This window comes from Streptomyces chryseus, from assembly GCF_014650755.1.
Lineage (GTDB): Bacteria > Actinomycetota > Actinomycetes > Streptomycetales > Streptomycetaceae > Streptomyces > Streptomyces chryseus.
On record NZ_BMVO01000001.1, the window covers coordinates 243130 to 266144 of the forward strand.

Genomic DNA, 23015 nt, shown 5'->3' on the forward strand with positions numbered 1-23015 from the left:
GCCGCTGTCGTCTTATTGCCGCTTGTTCACCGAAATTCAACTCGGAACCATGGGCGGCATACTGATCGTCACTGAACAGAAGCGGTCCAAGGGGGACTTTTGCCGTTCACACTGAGCCACGCGGCGGCGGTGCTGCCAGGCATACGACGCGACGGTACCGCGCGCGGGCCACTGCTCGCATCGGCCCTCGTAGCCGGGTCGTTCGCGCCCGACATGACCTACTTCGCGGCCACCGCCGCACCGGCGGCGATGCGTTTCGGGGACGTCACCCACTCCCTGCCGGGCCTGGTCACGGCCGACGTGCTGATCACGGCGGTGCTCGTCGGCCTGTGGCTGCTGATGCGTGAGCCCCTGCTGGCGCTCGTGCCACGGCGCAGACAGGCCCGTGTCCACGGCTTCGTACGCGGCCAGGACTGGCGGGGGACACAACTGGCGTCACTGGCGTGGCGGTTCTTCCTCTCGGCCGTCATCGGCAGCTGCACGCACGTCTTCTGGGACAGCTTCACCCATCTCGACCGGTGGGGCATGCGGGCCTTCCCGCTGCTCGGTGAGGTCGTCGCGGGCTTCCCGATGTACCTGTACGCGCAGTACGGCGGCTCGGCCGTGGCCCTCGCGGTGATCGTGTGGTTCATGGTCTCGGCGCTCCGGCGCCGGCCGGACGGGCCCGCCCCCGCTTCCGTACCGCAGCTGGGCGCGCGCGGGAGGTGGGCTGCCGGGGGGCTGCTCGCGCTGTGCGTGCTCTTCGGCGTCGTACACCGGTGCGTACGGTGGTACGCCGCCCAGACCGTGACGCTGAAGCCGCTCGACTTCGTCCCGACCGCGTGCTTCGGCGCCGGCGCGGGGCTGGCCGTCGGGCTCGTCCTGTACGCCGCGGCAGTGCGGCTGTGGCTGCGCCGCGCGCCGCGGCCGGGCGCCACGGCCGGCGCGGCCGACGGCGGCGCGACCGACGGCCTCTCCGACGCCCACCCCAGCGGCGGCTCCCGGTCGCCGGACGAACCGCACCTGCCCGTGCGGGCAGGGCGGTTCAGCCGGTCCGGCCACTGACGGGGCTCCCTTCGGGAGCGGCCACCCGGGTCAGTGCGCGGCGGACTCCCAGTCCGTTCCGACACCGACCGACACGTCGAGCGGGGCGCGCAGGCTGACGGCGCCCGCCATCTCGCGGCGGACGATCTCCTCCACCCGCTCCCGCTCTCCCGGCGCCAGCTCCAGGACGATTTCGTCGTGCACCTGGAGCAGCATCCGGGTGTTCAGGCCCGCCTCGGTCAGCGCCCGGTCGACGTTCAGCATGGCGACCTTCACGATGTCGGCCGCCGTGCCCTGGATCGGGGCGTTCAGCGCCATCCGCTCGGCCGCCTCACGGCGCTGACGGTTGTCGCTGTTGAGGTCCGGGAGGTAGCGGCGGCGGCCGAGCATGGTCGCCGTGTACCCGGTGGCCCGCGCCTCGTCGACGGCGCGCCGCAGGTAGTCGCGCACCCCGCCGAACCGCTCGAAGTACGTGTCCATCAGGACCCGCGCCTCGCCCGCCTCGATGTTCAGCTGCTGCGAGAGGCCGAACGCGGACAGACCGTAGGCCAGGCCGTACGACATGGCCTTGATCTTGCGGCGCATCTCCGCGTCGACCGCGGACCGCTCCACGCCGAAGACCTGGGAGGCGACGGTGGTGTGCAGGTCCTCGCCCGAGGTGAACGCCTCGATCAGGCCCTCGTCCTCCGACAGGTGCGCCATGACGCGCAGCTCGATCTGGCTGTAGTCCGCGGTCATCAGGGACTCGAAGCCCTCACCGACGACGAACCCGCGGCGGATGGCGCGGCCCTCGTCCGTACGCACCGGCACGTTCTGGAGGTTCGGGTCGGTGGACGACAGGCGGCCGGTCGCCGCGACGGTCTGACTGAAGGTGGTGTGGATACGGCCGTCACCGGCGATCGTCTTGATCAGCCCTTCGACCGTCGACCGCAGCCGCGCCTGCTCCCGGTGGCGCAGCATGATCACCGGCAGCTCGTGCTCGGTCTGGGCCGCCAGCCACGCCAGCGCGTCCGCGTCCGTCGTGTAGCCGGTCTTGGTCTTCTTCGTCTTGGGGAGGTTCAGCTCTCCGAAGAAGACCTCCTGGAGCTGCTTGGGCGAGCCGAGGTTGAACTCGTGGCCCACCGAGGCGTGCGCCTCTTTCACGGCCTGCTGCACCGCGCCGGCGAACTGCTGCTCCATCGCCTCCAGATGGGCGCGGTCGGCCGAGATGCCGTACCGCTCCAGCCGGGCCAGCAGCAGGGACGTGGGCAGTTCCACCTCGTGCAGCAGCTCGGTCGCGCCCACCTCCCGCAGCTTCACGCCGAACGCGTCGCCCAGGTCGAGGACCGCGCGGGCCTGGGCCATGAGGGCGTCGGCCTCGGCCTGGTCGTCCTCGTCGGAGCCGAAGGCCAGCTGTCCGTCGGCGGCGGCCGGGGCCAGCTCGCGGTGGAGGTACTCGACGGACAGGGCGTCCAGCGCGAAGGACCGGCGGCCGGGCTTGACCAGATAGGCGGCCAGCGCGGTGTCCATCGTGATGCCCTCGATGCGCCACCCGTGCTCGGGGAAGACCCGCAGCGCGTCCTTGGCGTTGTGCATGACCTTCGGCCGGGCCGGATCGGCGAGCCAAGCCGTGAAGGCCCGCTCGTCGGCCTCGTCCAGCTCGGTCGTGTCGAACCAGGCCGCCTTGCCGTCGGCCGCCGCCAGGGCGACCTCGCTGACGTTCCCGACGCCCAGGGCCCAGGTCGCCACGGTGGACACGCCGAGCGGCTGCCCGCCGTGCTGCTCGAGCCAGGCCCCCACCTCGCCGGCGCGCAGCACGGAGCCGTCCAGCTCCACCCCGGCGTCCGGGGCCGGCGCCTCTTCCTCCTCCGCGCCCGGGTCGACGGCGAGCAGCCGCTCGCGCAGGCTCGGGTTGCGGATCTCCAGGACCTCCAGGAACCCCTTCAGCGCGGCCCTGTCGTACGGCGCGCGCTCCAGGTCCGCCACGGCCTTGGGGAGCCCCACGTCACGCACCAGCTCGGTCAGGTGACGGTTGAGCTTGACGGACTCCAGGTGGTCGCGCAGGGCCTGTCCGACCTTGCCCTTGACCTCCTCGGCGCGCTCGACCAGCTCGGCGAACGAACCGAACTGGTTGATCCACTTCGTGGCGGTCTTCTCACCGACACCGGGGATGCCCGGGAGGTTGTCCGACGGGTCGCCGCGCAGGGCGGCGAAGTCCGGGTACTGCGACGGGGTGAGCCCGTACTTCTCCTGGACCTTCTCCGGGGTGAACCGGGTCAGCTCGGAGACGCCCTTGGTCGGGTACAGCACGGTCACGTGGTCGGAGACCAGCTGGAAGGAGTCCCGGTCTCCGGTGACGATCAGCACGTCGAAGCCGGCGGCCTCCGCCTGGGTGGCGAGGGTGGCGATGATGTCGTCGGCCTCGAACCCGTCCACGGCGAACCGCTCGGCGTTCATGGTGTCCAGCAGCTCGCCGATCAGCTCCACCTGCCCCTTGAACTCGTCGGGCGTCTTCGAGCGGTTCGCCTTGTACTCCGGGAAGTCGGCCGAGCGCCACGTCTTGCGCGACACGTCGAAGGCCACCGCGAAATGCGTGGGCGCCTCGTCGCGGAGCGTGTTCGCCAGCATCGACGCGAAGCCGTAGACGGCATTCGTCGGCTGACCGCTCGCGGTCGTGAAGTTCTCCGCGGGCAGCGCGAAGAACGCTCGGTACGCCAGGGAGTGCCCGTCCATGAGGAGCAGGCGCGGACGGTTTTCTGCGGTCTTCTTCGATGCTGTCTCTGACACGCCCACGATCCTAGGCCGCACCACTGACAATCCGGCCCGCGGCGTCGCACTGTCAGTGCCGCGTGACAGGATCGGAGACGTACGTGACACAGAACGCACGCTCAAAGGGGAGCGCCATGGCTGCCAAGCCGCCCGCAGGTGACCCGGTCCAGGACGCGCCGCAGGTCGCGGCCCCCCAGCACGCCGCGGCAGGGCTCCCGGCCATCGGGCACACGCTGAAGATGGCGCAGCAGCAGATGGGCGTGCGCCGCACCGCGCGGACCCTCCTCAAGGTCAACCAGAAGGACGGCTTCGACTGCCCCGGCTGCGCCTGGCCGGAAGAGGACAAGCGGCACACCGCGGAGTTCTGCGAGAACGGCGCGAAGGCCGTCGCCGAGGAGGCGACCCTGCGCCGCGTCACCCCCGACTTCTTCGCCGCCCACCCCGTGGCCGACCTCGCCACGCGCAGCGGGTACTGGCTGGGGCAGCAGGGCCGTATCACCCAGCCGATGTACCTGGCCGAGGGCGCCGACCGGTACGACGCGGTGACCTGGGAGCGGGCCTTCGAGATCATGGCGGAGGAGCTGAAGGCGCTCGGCTCCCCCGACGAGGCCGTCTTCTACACCTCGGGCCGCACCAGCAACGAGGCGGCGTTCCTGCTCCAGCTCTTCGCCCGCGAGTTCGGCACCAACAACCTGCCCGACTGCTCCAACATGTGCCACGAGTCCTCGGGCTCCGCCCTGACACAGACCATCGGCATCGGCAAGGGCAGCGTCTCGCTCGAAGACCTGCACCAGGCCGACCTGATCGTCGTCGCCGGCCAGAACCCGGGCACCAACCACCCGCGGATGCTCACCGCCCTGGAGAAGGCCAAGGCCGCGGGCGCGAAGATCATCTCGGTGAACCCGCTGCCCGAGGCCGGTCTCGAACGCTTCAAGAACCCGCAGACCCCCCAGGGCATGATCAAGGGCTCCGCCCTCACCGACCTGTTCCTCCAGATCCGCCTCGGCGGCGACCAGGCCCTCTTCCGTCTGCTCAACAAGCTGATCATCGAGACGGACGGCGCCGTCGACGAGGACTTCGTCCGGGACCACACCCACGGCTTCGACGACTTCGCCGCCGCGGCGCGCGACGCCGACTGGGACGAGACGCTCGCCGCCACCGGCCTGGAGCGCGCCAGGATCGAGCAGGCCCTCGCCATGGTCCTCGCTTCGAAGCGCACGATCGTGTGCTGGGCCATGGGTCTGACCCAGCACAAGCACGCGGTGCCGACCATCCGCGAAGTCGTCAACTTCCTTCTGCTGCGGGGCAACATCGGCCGCCCCGGCGCGGGCGTGTGCCCGGTGCGCGGCCACTCCAACGTGCAGGGCGACCGCACGATGGGCATCTTCGAGCGCCCCGCCCCCGCCTTCCTCGACGCGCTCGACAAGGAATTCGGGATCACCTCGCCGCGCCACCACGGATTCGACGTCGTACGGTCCATCCAGGCCCTGCGCGACGGCGAGGCCAAGGTCTTCTTCGCCATGGGCGGCAACTTCGTCGGCGCGACCCCCGACACCGACGTCACCGAGGCCGCGATGCGCCGCGCCCGGCTGACCGTCCACGTGTCGACGAAGCTCAACCGCTCGCACGCTGTCACCGGCGCCCGCGCGCTGATCCTGCCGACCCTCGGACGTTCCGACAAGGACGTCCAGGCGGGGGGCAAGCAGTTCGTCACGGTCGAGGACTCCATGGGCATGGTGCACGCCTCGCGCGGCAATCTCACCCCCGCGAGCCCGCACCTGCTGTCCGAGCCGGCCATCGTCGCCCGCCTGGCCCGCGCGGTCCTCGGACCCGCCTCCGCCACACCGTGGGAGGACTTCGAGAAGGACTACGGCACGATCCGCGACCGCATCTCCCGTGTCGTCCCCGGCTTCGAGGACTTCAACGCACGCGTCGCCCGCCCCGGCGGCTTCACCCTGCCGCACGGCCCGCGCGACGCGCGGCGCTTCACCACCGACACCGGCAAGGCCAACTTCACCGCCGCGCCCGTCGAGTACCCCGCGCTCCCCGAAGGCCGGCTGCTGCTCCAGACGCTGCGCTCGCACGACCAGTACAACACCACGATCTACGGCCTCGACGACCGGTACCGGGGCATCAGGGGCGGCCGCCGCGTCGTTCTCGTCAACCCCGACGACGCCCGCGCGCTGGGCCTCGCCGACGGGGCGTACGCCGACCTCGTCAGCGAGTGGAAGGACGGCGTCGAGCGACGCGCCCCCGGCTTCCGCGTGGTGCACTACCCGACCGCGCGCGGCTGCGCCGCCGCGTACTACCCGGAGACCAACGTCCTGGTGCCGCTGGACGCCACCGCGGACACCAGCAACACCCCCGCGAGCAAGTCCGTCGTCGTACGTCTGGAACAATCACCCACCGCCTAAGCGTTTGCTTATGGACGTTGAACGCCGCACGACGATCGGAGCCGGGCCCCATGGGCGAGCAGAGCGCAGCTGTGAAGTTCCCGCAAGAGGTCATCGACGAGTACGCCCAGCTGGGCGTGGACCTGCCCGCCCTCTTCTCGGCCGGCGACCTCGGCACCCGCATGGGCGTACGCATCGTCGAGGCGTCGGCGGAGCGCGTCGTCGGCACGATGCCCGTCGAGGGCAACACCCAGCCGTACGGCCTGCTGCACGGCGGGGCGTCCGCCGTCCTCGCCGAGACCCTCGGCTCGATCGGCTCCATGCTGCACGGCGGCGCCTCCAAGATCGCCGTCGGCGTGGACCTCAACTGCACCCACCACCGGGGCGCCCGCAGCGGCCTGGTGACCGGCGTGGCCACCCCGGTCCACCGGGGGCGCTCCACCGCGACGTACGAGATCGTGATCACGGACGAGCACGACAAGCGGGTCTGCACGGCCCGCCTGACCTGCCTGCTGCGCGACGCCGACGGCATGAAGGGCTGACCCACCGGTCACCGACAGCCCCGCGGCGTCGCCCGGCCGAGGAGCGTCACGTGCTCCCCGGCCGGGCGAAGCGCCTCCCGACGCCCCGGGCGCCTACGGCCCCTCCCCAGGACCCGCGCGACGCGCGGCCCATGGGGTGCGTCCGGCCTCCCGCCATCGGACGCCGACGGCCGCAACGACCCTCTCCCCCGGCCCACTTGCCCCTACGGCGCATGCGCTGAGCGACTCGCATCCGTGCCGTCGCGAAGCCGCCGCAAGACCGTCGCTCCGCCCTGTTGTGTCACAGATCGTGACGACCTAGCGTTTCCGTATGGAGACCGGACCGCACGCTCGGGCCAGGCGCACCGCCTTCGCACTCCTGGCCGCGCTGGTCGTCACGGGCTGCTCGCAGGGCCGGCCGGCCGCCGGGCCCACGATGTCGCCCCCTTCCCCGCAGAGGACCTCACCGGAGGAGATCTGCGCGGAACTCGTCTCCTACTGGGCCAAAGAGACACTCAAAGGCGGTAAGTGGGCAGGGCTCGACTGGGAACAGAAGGGCCTGTCCAACGCGCAGTACGCCTTGCACGAGCAGATCGTTTCCGCAGGCCGCACCGAGGCGAAGCGCCACGGAATGGCGTCGGCCCTGAGGCTGGTCGACGGCCTCGCGCTGCGGGAATGCGCCTCCCAGGGCGGCGCCACGGCCAACTCGGAGAACTGGCGCCCGCCCGGATGAGCCGCAGTGCCCCCGGTCCGCCGATTCCACCCAACAGGCAGCGGCGGAAAGGCCGTTGACCGCCCGACTCCCCCGCGCGGCGCCCGCGCCACCCTTCCGCGCGCGCGACGACGAGGATGCCGGGCGCAAGGGACCTGTCCCGCACGGTCGTAACAGTGCGTAACAAGAAACCAATCGATGGCGCGTGCACGGCATCGCACGCCGACCCTGTCCGCGATCCGGCCGACGCCTTCCGGCCACCCCCCGGCCGCCGCGACCATGATCGCAACGAGCGCCGTAGCGGAACTGCGCGTTCTCAGCATGTGGGATCTTCCGCCGGTGAGGTTATCGACGGATGTGTCCACACTGCCCTACGCAGCGTTGGCCTTGGCATAACAAGAGAGTCACATCCTGACTTCACACCTCCACGACCCCTCCACCTCCGCCTAGAGTCACGGCCAGTCACCGCGCCGCCGGGCGCGTCTGCTGCACGGCCCCTGTTTCGACCAGTACGGCCCGGCGATCGTCACGGCACCTCAGCAGAGGAGGCCGCGCCAGGGAAAGGACCTTTCGTGCGACACCGTTCTTTGCTCATACTCACCACAGCGCTCACGACCGGAGCACTGACTCTCACCGCATGTGGTTCGCGCGACGACAACAAGGGCGGCGGCGACGACAGCGGTAAGAAGACCACCGTCGTCATCGGTGTCGACGCACCGCTGACCGGCTCCCTCTCCGCGCTCGGCCAGGGCATCAAGAACTCCGTGGACCTCGCGGCCAAGACCGCGAACAAGAACAACGAAGTCCCCGGCATCGAGTTCAAGATCGAAGCCCTCGACGACCAGGCGGTTCCCGCCTCCGGCAAGGCCAACGCCGCCAAGCTCGTCGGCAACAAGGACGTCATCGGAGCCGTCGGCCCGCTGAACTCCGGCGTCGCCCAGTCCATGCAGGGCGACTTCGAGAAAGCCGGCGTCGTCCAGGTCTCCCCGGCCAACACCAACCCGGCGCTGAGCCAGGGCGACAACTGGGGCAAGGGCGAGTTCAAGCGCCCCTTCAAGACCTACTTCCGCACCGCCGCCACGGACGTCGTGCAGGGCAAGTTCGCCGCCCAGTACCTGTACAACGACGCCAAGAAGCGCAAGGTCTACGTCGTCGACGACAAGCAGACCTACGGCGCCGGCCTCGCCGCGATCTTCTCCGCCGAATTCAAGCGGCTCGGTGGCAAGATCGCCGGCACCGACCACGTCACGGTGAAGGAGACCGACTTCTCCAGCACCGCCGACAAGGTCAAGTCGTCGAAGGCCGACTCCGTCTACTTCGGCGGCCAGTACCCCGAGGGCGGCCTGCTCTCCGACCAGATCAAGAAGACCGGCGCCAAGATCCCCACCATGGGCGGCGACGGCATCTACGACCCGGCCTTCATCAGCGCCTCCGGCGTGGCCAACGACGGTGACTTCGCGACCTCCATCGGCTACCCGGTCGAGAAGCTCCCGACGGCCAAGAAGTTCATCGCCGACTACGAGGCCGCCGGCTACAAGGACCCCTACGCGGCCTACGGCGGTTACTCGTACGACGCGGGCTGGGCCATCATCCAGGCCGTCAAGTCCGTCGTCGCCGCCAACGACGGCAAGCTGCCGGCGGACGCGCGCGCCAAGGTCGTCGAGGCCATGGCCAAGGTCTCCTTCGACGGTGTGACCGGCAAGGTCGCCTTCGACGAGTACGGCGACACGACGAACAAGCAGCTCACCGTCTACAAGGTCGAAGGCAAGGTCTGGAAGGACGTCAAGTCCGCCACCTTCGAGGACTGATCCACGGCACAGTCCCCGCTCCACAGCACCACCCGCAGTACCCGCAGTACCCGCACAACCTGACCCACACCGCGCGAGGGCGCAACAGCGCCCTCGCGCGGAGTCATATCCGACAAGCTCATCGGAGGCCCTGCGGTGCACGAACTGCCGCAACAGCTGGCCAACGGCCTTGCCCTCGGCGCCCTGTATGGCCTTATAGCCATCGGGTACACCATGGTGTACGGCATCGTCCAGCTCATCAACTTCGCCCACGGCGAGATCTTCATGATCGGGGGCTTCGGCGCCCTCACCGCCTACATCGCGCTCCCCAGCGGAACGTCGCTTCTCGTGGCCATTCCCCTCATGATCGTCGGCGGAGCCATCGCATCCGTCGCCGTCGCCACCGCCGCGGAACGCTTCGCCTACCGACCGCTGCGCAACGCGCCACGGCTGGCCCCGCTCATCACCGCAATCGGCCTCTCGATTGTTCTCCAGCAGCTTGTCTGGGGCCTCTACCCCGACGCGAAGAAGCCGCGCAGCTTCCCCGAGATCCAGGGCGAGTCGTTCAAGATCTTCGACAACCTGTACCTCCAGCGCGCCGACGCCTTCGTCCTCGTCCTCGCCCCCGCGTGCATGCTCGCCCTCGGCCTCTTCGTCGCCAAGAGCCGCAGCGGCCGCGCCATGCAGGCCACCGCGCAGGACCCCGACACGGCGAAGCTCATGGGCATCAACACCGACCGCATCATCGTGATGGCCTTCGCCATCGGCGCCGCGTTCGCCGCCGTCGCCGCCGTCGCGTACGGCGTCGACAAGGGCCAGATCAACTTCGAGATGGGCTTCATCCTCGGGCTGAAGGCCTTCACCGCCGCCGTCCTCGGCGGCATCGGCAACATCTACGGAGCCATGGTCGGCGGAGTCGTCCTCGGCCTCGCGGAATCCCTCTCGATCGCCTACATCGAAGAGATTCCCGGGATGCAGCAGCTCGGCGGCGGCGCTTGGGCCAACGTCTGGGCATTCGTACTTCTCATCGTCGTGCTCCTCGTCAGGCCACAGGGCCTGCTCGGCGAGCGCGTCGCGGATCGGGCGTGAGAGCCATGACAACCGACACCACGACAGCCAAGACGGCGACCGCCGACACCGGCGCCCGCGCCGACCTCTTCCGCTGGATCATCGCCGCGGGCGGCCTCGCCACCGTCGCCAGCACCTTCATGTCCTGGACCTACACCGACGAGTTCCCCGGCGACCTCACGGTCTACGGATACCCGGGCGGCCTCCAGGTCCTCACCCTCGTCGCGGGCCTCCTCACCACCCTGTACGCCCTCGCCGCACAGGACTTCAAGGGCCTGCGCTGGCTCGCGCCCACCGGCACGACCAAGGCCCTGCGCCTCCTCGCGCTCGGCGCGTTCGGCACCACCTGGTTCACGGTCGTCGCCATCGCCGTCGAACTCGGCGGCGTCGTCAACCTCGAACCCGGCGGCTTCGTCGCGGCCGTGGCCTCCGCCATCCCCGTCGCCGCGGCGTTCCAGCTGCCCGACGACACCCGCAAGGCCAAGCGCCCCAAGGAACTCGCCTCCTGGGCCGAGATCCTGATCATCGTCGCCGCCTTCGCGATCGGCCTGTTCGTCGTCACCTACGGCATCGACACCGAGTACGCCGAACTCTTCACCGGCTACATGATCACCGCAGGCTTCGCCATCGCCGCCCTCTTCAAGGCCGGCCTCATGGCACGGCTCTCGGGGCTCACGGCCAAGTACCGCTCCATCGCCGTGGCAGCCGCCTTCGTCGCCGCGGCCGCGTTCCCCTTCACCCAGAACACCGACCAGTTCACCCTCATCGCGGTCAACATCCTCATCTTCGCGACCGTCGCACTCGGGCTGAACATCGTCGTCGGCCTCGCCGGACTCCTCGACCTCGGATACGTCGCCTTCCTCGGCGTCGGCGCCTACACCGCCGCACTGGTGTCGGGCACCACCGCATCCGCCTTCGACGTCCAGTTCCCCTTCTGGGCATCCGTCCTCACCGGCGGCGCCGTCTCCCTGATCTTCGGCGTCGTCATCGGCGCCCCGACCCTGCGGCTGCGCGGCGACTACCTCGCCATCGTGACCCTCGGCTTCGGCGAGATCTTCCGCATCACCGTCGGCAACCTCGACGGCGTGTCCGGACCGCAGGTCACCAACGGCCCCAACGGCGTACCGAACGTCCCCGACCTCGTCTTCTTCGGATACGACTTCGGTGAATCCCACACCGTCGCCGGCTTCGAACTCGGCTCGTACGCCAACTACTACCTGCTGATGCTGCTCGCGATGATCCTCGTGGTCCTCGTCTTCAGCCGCGCCGGCAGCTCCCGCATCGGCCGCGCCTGGGTCGCCATCCGCGAGGACGAGACCGCCGCCACCGCCATGGGCATCAACGGCTTCCGGGTCAAGCTCATCGCCTTCGCCCTCGGCGCCACCCTCGCCGGCCTCGCCGGCACCGTCCAGGCACACGTCCAGAGCACCGTGGTCCCCGAGATGTACGTCTTCGCGGGCCCCGTACCGCCGAACTCCGCCTTCCTCCTCGCCGCCGTCATCCTCGGCGGCATGGGAACCATCAGCGGACCCCTCATCGGCGCCACACTCCTGTACATGATCCCGGCCAAGCTGCAGTTCCTCCAGGACTACCAGCTCCTCGGCTTCGGCATCGCGCTGATCCTGCTCATGCGGTTCCGCCCCGAAGGCCTCATCGCCAACCGGCGCGCCCAGCTCGAGTACCACGAGACCGACCAACTCGACGTACCGGACAAGGGCCTGACCGACTCCGGCGTCGGCATCACGAAGGCGGGGGCGTGAACGACATGACGACCACCACCGAGAACACCACCCAGGCCCCGGAGACCACCGCGGTCCTCGACGCCAGCGGCGTCACCATGCGCTTCGGCGGCCTCACCGCCGTACGCTCGGTCGACCTCAAGGTCAACGCCGGCGAGATCGTCGGCCTCATCGGCCCCAACGGCGCCGGCAAGACCACCTTCTTCAACTGCCTCACCGGGCTCTACGTGCCCACCGAAGGCAAGGTCTCCTACAAGGGCACCGTCCTGCCGCCCAAGCCCCACCTCGTCACCCAGGCAGGCATCGCCCGTACCTTCCAGAACATCCGGCTCTTCGCCAACATGACCGTCCTGGAGAACGTCCTCGTCGGACGCCACACCAGGACCAAGGAAGGCCTCTGGTCCGCCCTCCTGCGCGGCCCCGGCTTCAAGAAGGCCGAAGCCGCCTCCCACAAGAGGGCCATGGAACTGCTCGAGTTCATCGGCCTGGAGCACAAGGCCGACCACCTCGCCCGCAACCTCCCCTACGGCGAACAGCGCAAGCTCGAAATCGCCCGCGCCCTCGCCAGCGACCCGGGCCTGCTGCTCCTCGACGAGCCCACCGCCGGCATGAACCCGCAGGAGACCCGGGTCACCGAAGAGCTCATCTTCGCCATCCGGGACCAGGGCATCGCCGTACTCGTCATCGAGCACGACATGCGCTTCATCTTCAACCTCTGCGACCGCGTCGCCTGCCTCGTCCAGGGCGAGAAGCTCGTCGAAGGCACACCCGCCGTCGTCCAGGGCGACGAGCGTGTCGTCGCCGCCTACCTCGGTACGCCCTTCGAAGGCGCTCCGGGGGCGGAGGAGGCCGCCGAGGTCGCGGCGGCCGAGGAAGCGCAGCGCAGCCCCGGCGCCGACAGCTCGGACAGCAACGATGGCTCCGACAGCTCCTCCGACGCCTCGGACAGCACCGAGGTCACGGAGAGCGCTGGAGACGCTGAGGGCGCTGAAGGTGCCGACAGCGCTGACAGCACCGGCGGCCCCGCGGGCACCGACAGCAAGACCAGCAAGACCAGCACCACCAGCCCGGAAGGGGAAACCCCGTGACCGCTCTCCTCGAGGTCGAGGACCTCAGGGTCGCCTACGGCAAGATCGAAGCCGTCAAGGGCATCTCCTTCAGCGTCGAAGCCGGCCAGGTCGTCACCCTCATCGGCACCAACGGTGCGGGCAAGACCACCACCCTGCGCACCCTGTCCGGACTGCTCAAGCCCTCCGGCGGGCGCATCACCTTCGACGGGAAGCCGCTGAGCGGCGTCCCCGCCCACAAGATCGTGTCCCTCGGACTCGCCCACTCCCCCGAGGGCCGGCACATCTTCCCCCGCCTCACCATCACCGAGAACCTCCAGCTCGGAGCGTTCCTGCGGACGGACAAAGCGGGCATCGAGAAGGACATCCAGCGCGCCTACGACCTCTTCCCCATCCTGGGTGAACGACGGAAGCAGGCCGCGGGAACCCTCTCGGGCGGTGAGCAGCAGATGCTGGCCATGGGACGCGCGCTCATGTCGCAGCCCAAGCTCCTGATGCTCGACGAGCCGTCGATGGGCCTCTCCCCGATCATGATGCAGAAGATCATGGAGACCATCGTCGAACTCAAGGCCCAGGGCACCACGATCCTGCTCGTCGAGCAGAACGCCCAAGCCGCCCTCTCACTGGCGGACCAGGCGCACGTCATGGAGGTCGGCACCATCAAGCTGTCCGGCCCCGGCAGCGAACTGCTCCACGACGAGTCGGTCCGCAAGACGTACCTCGGCGAGGACTGACCGGACCGTACGTACGACGGAAGAGGCCGCCCCCACGCTGCGTGGGGGGCGGCCTCTTCCTTCCTGCCAAGCTGCTTCGGCGAATTGCTACTCGCCCTTCGCGGCCTTCTTCTCCTCGGCGTCCTCGATGACCGCCTCCGCGACCTGCTGCATGGACAGGCGGCGGTCCATCGACGTCTTCTGGATCCAGCGGAACGCGGCCGGCTCCGTCAGCCCGTACTGCGTCTGCAGCACCGACTTCGCCCGGTCCACCAGTTTGCGCGTCTCCAGCCGCTGGGTGAGGTCCGCGACCTCGTTCTCCAGCGCCTTCAGCTCCGTGAACCGCGAGACGGCCATCTCGATGGCCGGTACGACGTCGCTCTTGCTGAACGGCTTCACGAGGTACGCCATCGCACCGGCGTCCCGGGCCCGCTCGACCAGGTCGCGCTGCGAGAACGCGGTCAGCATCAGGACGGGGGCGATGGATTCCTCGGTGATCTTCTCGGCGGCGGAGATCCCGTCGAGCACGGGCATCTTCACGTCGAGGATCACGAGGTCGGGCCGGTGCTCGCGAGCGAGCTCGATGGCCTGCTGCCCGTCACCGGCCTCGCCGACGACCGCGTAGCCCTCTTCTTCGAGCATCTCTTTGAGGTCGAGGCGGATGAGGGCTTCGTCCTCGGCGATGACGACACGGGTCGTCAGCGGCGGGACGTGCGACTTGTTGTCGTCGTCGGCGACGGGCTGGGGCGACTCGGGGGTGGTCACGGGGCTCCTCGTTCCACGGCAGGTACAGCTCCCCAAGAGCCTACCTAGCTGCGGTATGGTGGACGCGCAGTGGGCCAGGGGAAACCTTGGATACCGCGAGCCCCGGTAGCCCAATTGGCAGCAGGCAATGGATTCAAAACCCATACAGTGTCGGTTCGAGTCCGACCCGGGGCACTTCTCCTTCGATTCCAAGGTTCATCTACAGGTTGGCGATCTTCACTCGCCCTGGTGAATGCGGTCGTGAATCAGTGCGAGATCGCGAAGATCCCGCCAGTCTCGCAATCATGTACGACCTCAGGACGCGTGAGCACGCGCTGACCCTCGTCGCCCAAGGCGGCAGCCTCAACTCCGTAAGCAAGCAGACCGGCATATCCCGCTCCGCCATCCGCGAGTGGCAAGGCCGGATCGAACCGCTGCCGCGCATGCTCGGACAAGCCGCACCATGCCCAAGGTGCCTGCCCGTACCCGGACTTCCAGCAGACTCCGCCGCGTACGCCTACCTACTGGGTCTCTACCTCGGCGACGGCTGCATCAGCCCACACCGTCGCGGCGGCGGCTACTACCTACGTATTGCGTGTGCGGATGCCTGGCCCGGGCTGATCGGCCTGTGCCGCAACGCCATCACAGCCGTCCGCCCGGAGGATTCCGTCTATGTCCTCCAGCGCCAGGGCTGCGTAGCGGTCACCAGTTACAGCCGCCATTGGCCGTGCCTCTTCCCGCAGCACGGGCCCGGCAAGAAGCACACGCGCCGGATCGCGCTGGAGCCCTGGCAGCACCACGTGGTCGACGAGCACCCGTGGGAGCTCGTCCGCGGCCTGATCCACTCCGACGGATGCAGGAACATCAACTGGACCACGCGTCTCGTGCGCGGCGAACGGAAGCGGTACGAGTATCCGCGCTACTGGTTCACCAATGTCTCGGACGACATCCGGCGGCTCTACACCGACACCCTTGACCGCCTCGGCGTCGAGTGGAGGGACTGCACGCGCCACGGGAGGCCGTACAACGTCTCCGTCGCCAAGCGCGCTTCCGTCGCGCTGATGGACGCGCACGTGGGGCCGAAGTACTGAGGGCCCGCCGGTCGGGCCCCCGGGGGTGTGGGGGCCCTTTGCCCGTGCCGCGGTCGGCGGCCTGCGGTGCGGGGGTTACTGCGCGGCGGCGGTGTCGTCCTCGCCGATGCGGTGGACGCGGACGAGGTTGGTGGAGCCCGCGATGCCGGGCGGCGAGCCGGCGGTGATGATCACGACGTCGCCCTTCTGGCAGCGGCCGATGCGCAGGAGGTGTTCGTCGACCTGGGCGACCATGGCGTCGGTGGAGTCGACGTGGGGGCCGAGGAAGGTCTCGACGCCCCAGGTGAGGTTGAGCTGGGAGCGGGTCGCCGAGTCGGGTGTGAAGGCGAGCAGCGGGATGGGTGAGCGGTAGCGGGACAGGCGCTTGACGGTGTCGCCGGACTGGGTGAAGGCGACGAGGAATTTGGCGCCGAGGAAGTCGCCGATTTCGGCTGCGGCGCGGGCGACGGCTCCGGCCTGGGTGCGGGGTTTGTTGCGTTCGGTGAGGGGCGGGAGGCCCTTGGCGAGGATGTCTTCCTCTGCGGCTTCGACGATGCGGCCCATGGTTTTGACCGTCTCGATGGGGTATTTGCCGACGCTGGTTTCGCCGGAGAGCATGACGGCGTCGGTGCCGTCGATGACGGCGTTGGCGACGTCGGAGGCTTCGGCGCGGGTGGGCCGGGAGTTCTCGATCATCGAGTCGAGCATTTGGGTGGCGACGATGACCGGTTTGGCGTTGCGCTTGGCGAGTTTGATGGCTCGCTTCTGAACAATCGGCACTTGTTCGAGTGGCATTTCGACGCCGAGGTCGCCGCGGGCGACCATGATGCCGTCGAAGGCGGCGACGATCTCGTCGATGTTGTCGACGGCCTGCGGCTTTTCGATCTTCGCGATGACGGGGAGGTGGCGGCCTTCTTCCCGCATGAGGCGGTGGACGTCGTCGATGTCGCGTCCGCTGCGTACGAAGGAGAGGGCGATGATGTCGGCTCCGGTGCGCAGGGCCCACCGGAGGTCGTCGATGTCCTTTTCGGAGAGTGCGGGTACGGAGACGGCGACGCCGGGGAGGTTGAGTCCCTTGTGGTCGGAGACCATGCCTCCTTCGATGACGAGGGTCCGGACGTGTGGTCCGTCGACGCCGGTGACTTCGAGGGTGACCTTGCCGTCGTCGACGAGGATGCGTTCGCCGGTGGTGACGTCGGTGGCGAGGCCCTGGTAGGTGGTGCCGCAGGTGTGGCGGTCGCCTTCGACGGGTTCGACGGTGATGGTGAACTCGTCGCCCCGTTCAAGGAGTACGGGTCCTTCGCGGAAGCGTCCGAGGCGGATCTTCGGACCTTGAAGGTCGGCGAGTACGCCGACGCTGCGGCCGGTTTCGTCGGAGGCTTTGCGTACGCGCTGGTAGCGCTCCTCGTGTTCGGCGTAGGTGCCGTGGCTGAGGTTGAAGCGGGCGATGTCCATTCCGGCTTCGACCAGTGCCTTGATCTGGTCGTATGTGTCGGTGGCGGGGCCCAGGGTACAAACGATTTTTGCTCGGCGCATAGGTCGAGCCTAGGGCTTACCAGCCAGTAGACAATTGGCTGCGCGTGACTGTCCAACAACCTTTGCATGAAAGGTTATTGACAAGTGTTGAATTGTGCGGGGGGTCGCTCTGATGAGCATTCAGAGCAAGGGCGGGGTCATGACGAAGCGGGCGTTCACGAGGGCGTGGAGGGTCTGACGTTGGGGTTCGAGGTCGAGGGCGGGGGCGTCCTCGGCCATTTCGGAGCTCATTCCCCTGCGTGCGAAGCCGCCGGCGTAGGCGACGGGTACGGGGTGGGCCTCTTCCGCGCCGGGGTCGGACAGTTCGACGAGGGCGGTGAGGTCGGCGCCGAGGGCCTGGGCGTATTCGCGGGCGCGCTTGACGGCTTCGCGTACGGCTTGCCGGCGCACTTCGCCGTGGGCGGGTGAGTCGGGCCGCATGGACCACCAGGGGCCGTCGACGCGGGTGAGTTCGAGGTCGGCGAGGCGGGTGGTGAGTTCGCCCAGTGCGGTGAAGTCGGTGAGTACGGCGGTGAGGTGGACGCGTCCGTGGTAGGCGCGGACGCGGTCGCCGCGGCCGTGCCGGGTGAGTTCGGGGCTGATGGAGAAGGCGCCGGTCTCCAGTTTCTCGACGGCGTCGCCGTAGCTCTTGACGAGGTCGAGGGCGAGGCCGTTGCGCCGGGTGAGGTCTTCGAGTGCGGTGCGGCGGTCCGTACCGCGGGCGCTGACGGTGATGCCGATGTGGGCGGTCTCGGGGTCGAATTCGAGGTGGGCTTCGCCCTGGACGGCCAGGCGGGGGGCGGCGGGGGTGCCGTACGGGGCGGGCGTGGGGTACGGGTCGGGGCGGCGGGCTTCGGGGTGCTCGGGTTCGTGGGTCACGCTCTCCACTGTCGCACCCGGGTGTGACGGCGGGTGGTCATCAGATCGAAACCCCGAAGGGGTGTTGTCGATGTGGCTCGTTGGGCCAGAATCTACGCGCGTCACGTTGTGCGACGGAAGCACGGAACGAGGAGACAAGAAGAATGCCGCTGAACCGTAGGACGTTTCTGGGCCGCTCGGCTGCCGCGGGGGCCGGTGTCGCCGTCGCCGGCGGCGTCGTGGCGGCGCCCGCCGCAGCACACGGCCACGGGCATGGGCATGGGCCGAAGCGCTACTCCTTCACCGTCATGGGCACGACGGACCTGCACGGCAATGTCTTCAACTGGGACTACTTCACGGACAAGGAGTTCGACGACAAGGCCCACAACGATGTCGGTCTGGCGAAGATCTCCACCCTGGTGAACCAGATCCGCGAGGAGAAGGGCCGCCGTAACACGCTGCTCATCGACGCGGGCGACACGATCCAGGGAACGCAGCTTTCGTACTACTACGCCAAGGTCGACCCGATCACCGCGAAGCGCGGTCCGGTGCATCCCATGGCGCAGTCGATGAACGCCATCGGGTACGACGCTGCCGCTCTCGGGAACCACGAGTTCAACTACGGCATACCGGTGCTGCGGAAGTTCGAGGAGCAGTGCGACTTTCCGCTGCTCGGTGCGAACGCGCTGGACGCGAAGACGCTGCGTCCGGCGTTCCCTCCGTACTTCATGAAAAGGCTGCGTACACCGCACGGCCGGGACGTACGCGTGGCGGTCCTCGGCCTGACGAACCCGGGTATCGCGATCTGGGACAAGCAGAACGTGCAGGGCAGGATGACGTTCCCGGGCCTGGAGGAGCAGGCGGCGAAGTGGGTGCCGAAGCTGCGTTCCATGGGTGCGGACGTCGTGATCGTGTCGGCGCACTCGGGTTCGAGCGGCACGTCGTCGTACGGTGACCAGCTTCCGTACGTCGAGAACGCGGCGGGTCTGGTCGCCGAGCAGGTCCCCGGCATCGACGCGATCCTGGTGGGCCACGCGCACACGGAGATCGCCGAGTACTTCGTGGAGAACAAGGCGACGGGCCAGAAGGTCGTCCTGTCCGAGCCCCTGAAGTGGGGCCAGCGACTGACACTCTTCGATTTCGACCTGGTGTGGTCGAAGGGCCGCTGGACGGTCGAGAAGGTCGGCGCGAAGGTCCTGAACTCGAACACGGTCCCCGAGGACCCGAAGATCGTGAAGCTGCTGGGCGACGAGCACGAGAAGGTCGTGGCGTACGTCAATCAGGTCATCGGCACGTCGACGGCCGCGATGACGACGGCGGAGGCGGCGTGGAAGGACGAGCCGCTGATCGATCTGATCAACCACGTGCAGACGGAGACGGTACGGGCCGCGCTGTCCGGCGGGGCGTACGCGGGGCTGCCGGTGCTCTCGCAGGCGTCGTGCTTCTCACGGACGGCGAAGGTGCCGGCGGGCGAGGTGACGATCAAGGACGCGGCGGGTCTGTACCCGTTCGAGAACACCCTTGAGGCGCGGCTGCTGACCGGTGCGCAGCTGAAGGAGTACCTGGAGTTCTCGGCGCGGTACTACGTGCAGACGGCGGCCGGGGCTCCGGTGGACACGTCGAAGCTGACGAACGCGGGCGGCACGCCGGACTACAACTACGACGTGGTGTCGGGTCTGACGTACGAGGTCGACATCGCGAAGCCGGCCGGTTCGCGGATCGTGGATCTGGCGTTCGAGGGGCGGCCGGTGGACGCGGCGGCACAGTTCGTGCTGGCGGTCAACAACTACCGGGCGAGCGGCGGCGGGGCGTTCCCGCATGTCGCGGGTGCGCGGCAGCTGTGGGCGAACTCGGAGGAGATCCGTAACACGATCATCACGTGGGTGAAGGCGAAGGGAACGCTGGACCCGGCCGAGTTCGCGGTGGTGGGCTGGAAGCTGACGCGCGACGGCGTGCCGGTGTTCTAGGCGGCGTGGATCTTCGGGGGCGGGGCGGCCTGCCTTGTCGCCCATCGCCGGGCGAGCCGGCTCCGGGCGGGGCGCTCCCGAAGGGAAGAGGTGGTGCTGCGGCCGGTTCCCGCCGGCGCCGGACCGCGTCGGGCCCTGAGTCGGCGGGCCCGCGCCGGTGCGCGGTGCGGGCCTAGCGTCCCTGGACCAGCGGGGTGAGGGCCGGTTGCCGGGCGGGGACGCGGGGTGCTTCGCGGCGTTCGAGGCCGAAGCTGGTGAACGCCGTGCGGCTGGGGAGCGGGTAGGGGTCCTTGCCGGTGAGGGAGTTGAGGATCGTCGCGCTGCGCCAGGCGGCGAGGCCGAGGTCGGGTGCGCCGACGCCGTGGGTGTGCCGCTCGGCGTTCTGTACGTACACCGATCCGGTCACGGTGGGGTCGAGGACGATGCGGAACCGGTCGTCGATGCGGGGCCGCTCGGCGGCGTCGCGGCGGATGTAGGCGTCGAGTCCGGCGAGGAGTTGCCCCAGGGGGCGTTCGCGGTAGCCGGTGGCGAGGACGACGGCGTCGGTGGTGAGGCGGGAGCGGGTGCCTTGCTGGAGGTGTTCGAGGTGGAGTTCCACCTTGGTGGTGCCGACGCGGCCGGCGGTGCGTACGGAGACTCCCGGGGTGAGTACGGCGTCGGGCCAGCCTCCGTGGAGGGTGCGCTGGTAGAGCTCGTCGTGGATGGCGGCGATGGTGTCGGCGTCGATGCCCTTGTGGAGCTGCCACTGGCGGGGGCCGAGGTCGTCGCGTACGGACTCGGGCAGGGCGTGGAAGTACCGGCTGTAGTCGGGGGTGAAGTGCTCCAGGCCGAGCTTGGAGTACTCCATGGGGGCGAAGGCCTCGGTCCTGGCCAGCCAGGTGATCTTCTCGCGGCCGGCGGGGCGGGCGCGCAGCAGGTCGAGGAAGACCTCGGCGCCGGACTGTCCGGATCCGATGACGGTGATGTGTTCGGCGGCGAGGAGCCGTTGGCGGTGGTCGAGGTAGGCGGACGAGTGGATGACGGGGACGGTGGGGGCTTCGGCGAGGGGCTTGAGGGGTTCGGGGATGTAGGGCTGGGTGCCGACGCCGACGGCGACGTTGCGGGTGTAGGCCCGGCCGAGGGCTTCGGCTTCGCCGTCGGCGTCGAGCTGGGTGAAGTCGACTTCGAAGGCCTGGCGTTCGGCGTTCCAGCGGACGGCGTCGACCTGGTGGCCGAAGTGGAGTCCGGGGAGGTGGTCGCTGACCCAGCGGCAGTAGGCGTCGTATTCGGCGCGCTGGATGTGGAACCGCTCGGAGAAGTAGAAGGGGAAGAGCCGTTCGCGGGTGCGCAGGTAGTTGAGGAAGGACCAGGGGCTCGCGGGGTCGGCGAGGGTGACGAGGTCGGCGAGGAAGGGGACCTGGAGGGTGGCGCCGTCGAGGAGGAGGCCGGGGTGCCAGTGGAAGGCGGGGCGCTGTTCGTAGAAGGCGGTGGCGAGGCCGCCGTGCACGCCGTCGGCGAGTGCGGCGAGGGAGAGGTTGAACGGGCCGATGCCGATGCCCACCAGGTCGTGGGGCTGGTCGGGTGCGTGGGGCTGGGGGGCGGCGGTCATCGGCGGGAGCTGCCTTCCGGGAGTGATGTGGGGGCGGGGAGCGGGAGCAGTGCGAGCAGTGCTTGGAGGTCGTGCGGGGTGGTGTGGGGGTTGAGGACGGTGGCTTTGAGCCAGAGGCGTCCGTCGGCGTGGGCGCGGCCGAGTACGGCGCGGCCCTGGGTGAGGAGGGCGCGGCGGATGGCGGCGATGTCGTCGTCGGTGGCGCCGGTGGGGCGGAAGAGGACGGTGCTGATGGTGGGCCGGTCGTGGAGTTCGAGGCCGGGGGTCTGCTCGACGAGGTCGGCGAGGTGCCGGGCGGCGGCGCAGGTGCGGTCGACGAGGTCGGCGAGTCCCTGACGGCCGAGGGCGCGGAGCGTGGCGGCGGTCTTGAGGATGTCGGGGCGTCGGGTCGTGCGCAGGGAGCGGCCGAGGAGGTCGGGGAGGCCGGCTTCGGTGTCGTCGTCGGCGTTGAGGTAGTCGGCCTGGTGGCCGAGGGGGGCGAGGCAGGCGGTGGCGGGGACGGCGAGGAGTCCGGCGGCGGCGGGCTGCCAGCCGAGTTTGTGCAGGTCGAGGGTGACGCTCTGGGCGCGGTCGAGGCCGTCGAGGCGGCTCCGGTGGGCGTCGCTGAACAGGAGCGGGCCGCCGTACGACGCGTCGATGTGGAGTTCCGCGTGGTGGCGTGCGCAGAGGTCGGCGATGGCGGGGAGGGGGTCGATGCTGCCGGTGTCGGTCGTGCCGGCGGTGGCGGCGACGAGGAGGGGGTGGTGCAGGTCGGTGAGGGCGGCGTCGAGTGCGGCGAGGTCGATGACGCCCGCGGGGGCGGGGACGGTGACCGGTTCGGGGAGGCCGAGGAGCCAGGCGGCGCGGGGCAGGGAGTGGTGGGCGTTGGCGCCGTGGAGGAGCTGGACGGGGCCGTGGCGCTCGCGGGCGAGGAGGAGGGCGAGGTGGTTGGACTCGGTGCCGCCGGTGGTGACGAGGGCGTCGGGTGCGGGCGCGTGGGGGTAGACCTCGGCGGCGAGCGTACGGGTGACCTGGGCTTCCAGGGCGGAGGCGGCGGGGGCCTGGTCCCAGGAGTCCATGGACGGGTTGAGCGCGGAGGCGGCGAGGTCGGCGGCTACGGCGACGGCGAGCGGCGGGGTGTGCAGGTGTGCGACGCACAGCGGGTCGGCGGGGTCGGCGGCGCCGTGGGCGAGGGCGCGTACGAGCGTACGGAGGGCTTCTTCGGCTCCGGTGCCGGTGTCGGGGAGCACGGGGAGGGTGAGTGCGCGCAGCCGTTCGGTGACGGCGTCGGGTCCGCCGGGGGGCAGGGGTCCGCCGCGGGCGAGGGCGCCTTCGCGCAGGGCGTCGAGGACGGCGGAGAGCAGGGGCCGCAGGGCGGCGGGCCCGCCCGCGCCGCCGGCGAGGGGCGGGAGGGGGGTGCCGGGGGGCGGCGTGCTCATGCGGGGTCCTCCGGTGCGCTTCGGCTGGCACACCAGCGTGTACAGGCAGGAGCCGGTGCGTCCGGACTGCTCAACGATCTCGAC

The 23015-nt window shown here is 69.6% G+C and carries 17 protein-coding genes and 1 tRNA gene; 12 read left to right on the plus strand and 6 right to left on the minus strand.

The window, feature by feature from the left end; all coding sequences use genetic code 11:
- Positions 1-99 precede the first annotated feature (99 nt).
- The gene (locus IE185_RS01210) at positions 100-1044 is read left to right on the plus strand and encodes a DUF4184 family protein (RefSeq protein WP_138895104.1); all 945 of its coding nucleotides are present in this window, start codon (positions 100-102) and stop codon (positions 1042-1044) included.
- 30 nt (positions 1045-1074) lie between these two features.
- Here IE185_RS01210 and polA read toward each other — a convergent pair whose 3' ends face one another.
- Positions 1075-3735, minus strand: a complete 2661-nt coding sequence (gene polA, locus IE185_RS01215) for a DNA polymerase I (RefSeq protein WP_138895107.1) — start codon at positions 3733-3735, stop codon at positions 1075-1077.
- 170 nt (positions 3736-3905) lie between these two features.
- Between polA and IE185_RS01220 the strand changes: the two genes are divergently transcribed.
- The 8 genes from IE185_RS01220 (at position 3906) to IE185_RS01255 (ending at position 13792) form a co-directional block, all read left to right on the plus strand.
- On the plus strand, positions 3906-6185 hold the full coding sequence (locus IE185_RS01220) for an FdhF/YdeP family oxidoreductase (RefSeq protein ID WP_138895103.1): 2280 nt from the start codon (positions 3906-3908) through the stop codon (positions 6183-6185).
- A 50-nt stretch (positions 6186-6235) separates the two neighbouring features.
- Entirely contained in the window at positions 6236-6706 is a 471-nt protein-coding gene (locus tag IE185_RS01225) for a PaaI family thioesterase (protein ID WP_138895102.1), read from the plus strand.
- Between the two features lie 310 nt (positions 6707-7016).
- The gene (locus IE185_RS01230; RefSeq protein WP_138895101.1) at positions 7017-7418 is read left to right on the plus strand and encodes a hypothetical protein; all 402 of its coding nucleotides are present in this window, start codon (positions 7017-7019) and stop codon (positions 7416-7418) included.
- 551 nt (positions 7419-7969) lie between these two features.
- Positions 7970-9205, plus strand: coding sequence for a branched-chain amino acid ABC transporter substrate-binding protein (locus IE185_RS01235; RefSeq protein ID WP_138895100.1), 1236 nt, complete (start codon positions 7970-7972; stop codon positions 9203-9205).
- Positions 9206-9340: 135 nt separating this feature from the next.
- Positions 9341-10273: a branched-chain amino acid ABC transporter permease gene (locus tag IE185_RS01240; protein ID WP_138895099.1), complete on the plus strand. Its 933-nt coding sequence runs from the start codon at positions 9341-9343 to the stop codon at positions 10271-10273.
- A 5-nt stretch (positions 10274-10278) separates the two neighbouring features.
- Complete coding sequence (locus tag IE185_RS01245; protein ID WP_138895098.1) at positions 10279-12012, plus strand: branched-chain amino acid ABC transporter permease; 1734 nt, start codon at positions 10279-10281, stop codon at positions 12010-12012.
- A 5-nt stretch (positions 12013-12017) separates the two neighbouring features.
- On the plus strand, positions 12018-13079 hold the full coding sequence (locus tag IE185_RS01250) for an ABC transporter ATP-binding protein (protein ID WP_138895106.1): 1062 nt from the start codon (positions 12018-12020) through the stop codon (positions 13077-13079).
- Entirely contained in the window at positions 13076-13792 is a 717-nt protein-coding gene (locus IE185_RS01255) for an ABC transporter ATP-binding protein (protein ID WP_138895097.1), read from the plus strand. Before IE185_RS01250 ends, IE185_RS01255 begins: the two co-directional genes overlap by 4 nt.
- Before the next feature lie 87 nt (positions 13793-13879).
- Here the strand turns inward: IE185_RS01255 and IE185_RS01260 are convergent, their stop codons facing one another.
- The gene (locus IE185_RS01260; RefSeq protein WP_138895096.1) at positions 13880-14536 is read right to left on the minus strand and encodes an ANTAR domain-containing response regulator; all 657 of its coding nucleotides are present in this window, start codon (positions 14534-14536) and stop codon (positions 13880-13882) included.
- 99 nt (positions 14537-14635) lie between these two features.
- Between IE185_RS01260 and IE185_RS01265 the strand changes: the two genes are divergently transcribed.
- Positions 14636-14710, plus strand: a tRNA-Leu gene (locus IE185_RS01265).
- A 110-nt stretch (positions 14711-14820) separates the two neighbouring features.
- Positions 14821-15606: a helix-turn-helix domain containing protein gene (locus IE185_RS01270; RefSeq protein ID WP_138895095.1), complete on the plus strand. Its 786-nt coding sequence runs from the start codon at positions 14821-14823 to the stop codon at positions 15604-15606.
- 75 nt (positions 15607-15681) lie between these two features.
- Here IE185_RS01270 and pyk read toward each other — a convergent pair whose 3' ends face one another.
- Both pyk and IE185_RS01280 read right to left on the minus strand, forming a co-directional pair.
- Positions 15682-17121 (minus strand): pyruvate kinase, encoded by a 1440-nt coding sequence (gene pyk / locus IE185_RS01275; protein ID WP_138895094.1) that lies wholly within the window; start codon positions 17119-17121, stop codon positions 15682-15684.
- A gap of 120 nt (positions 17122-17241) precedes the next feature.
- A complete protein-coding gene (locus IE185_RS01280) occupies positions 17242-17979 on the minus strand; it encodes an SIMPL domain-containing protein (RefSeq protein WP_189714432.1) in 738 nt (245 codons plus the stop codon).
- A gap of 143 nt (positions 17980-18122) precedes the next feature.
- On the opposite strand from IE185_RS01280, the gene IE185_RS01285 reads away from it, so the two are divergent.
- Complete coding sequence (locus IE185_RS01285; RefSeq protein ID WP_189714434.1) at positions 18123-19925, plus strand: bifunctional metallophosphatase/5'-nucleotidase; 1803 nt, start codon at positions 18123-18125, stop codon at positions 19923-19925.
- Positions 19926-20097: 172 nt separating this feature from the next.
- On the opposite strand, the gene IE185_RS01290 is transcribed toward IE185_RS01285, so the two are convergent.
- Both IE185_RS01290 and IE185_RS01295 read right to left on the minus strand, forming a co-directional pair.
- Positions 20098-21513, minus strand: a complete 1416-nt coding sequence (locus IE185_RS01290) for a lysine N(6)-hydroxylase/L-ornithine N(5)-oxygenase family protein (RefSeq protein ID WP_189714436.1) — start codon at positions 21511-21513, stop codon at positions 20098-20100.
- Entirely contained in the window at positions 21510-22931 is a 1422-nt protein-coding gene (locus IE185_RS01295; RefSeq protein WP_189714437.1) for a pyridoxal phosphate-dependent decarboxylase family protein, read from the minus strand. The genes IE185_RS01290 and IE185_RS01295 overlap by 4 nt, the downstream gene beginning before the upstream one ends.
- Positions 22932-23015: the final 84 nt, after the last annotated feature.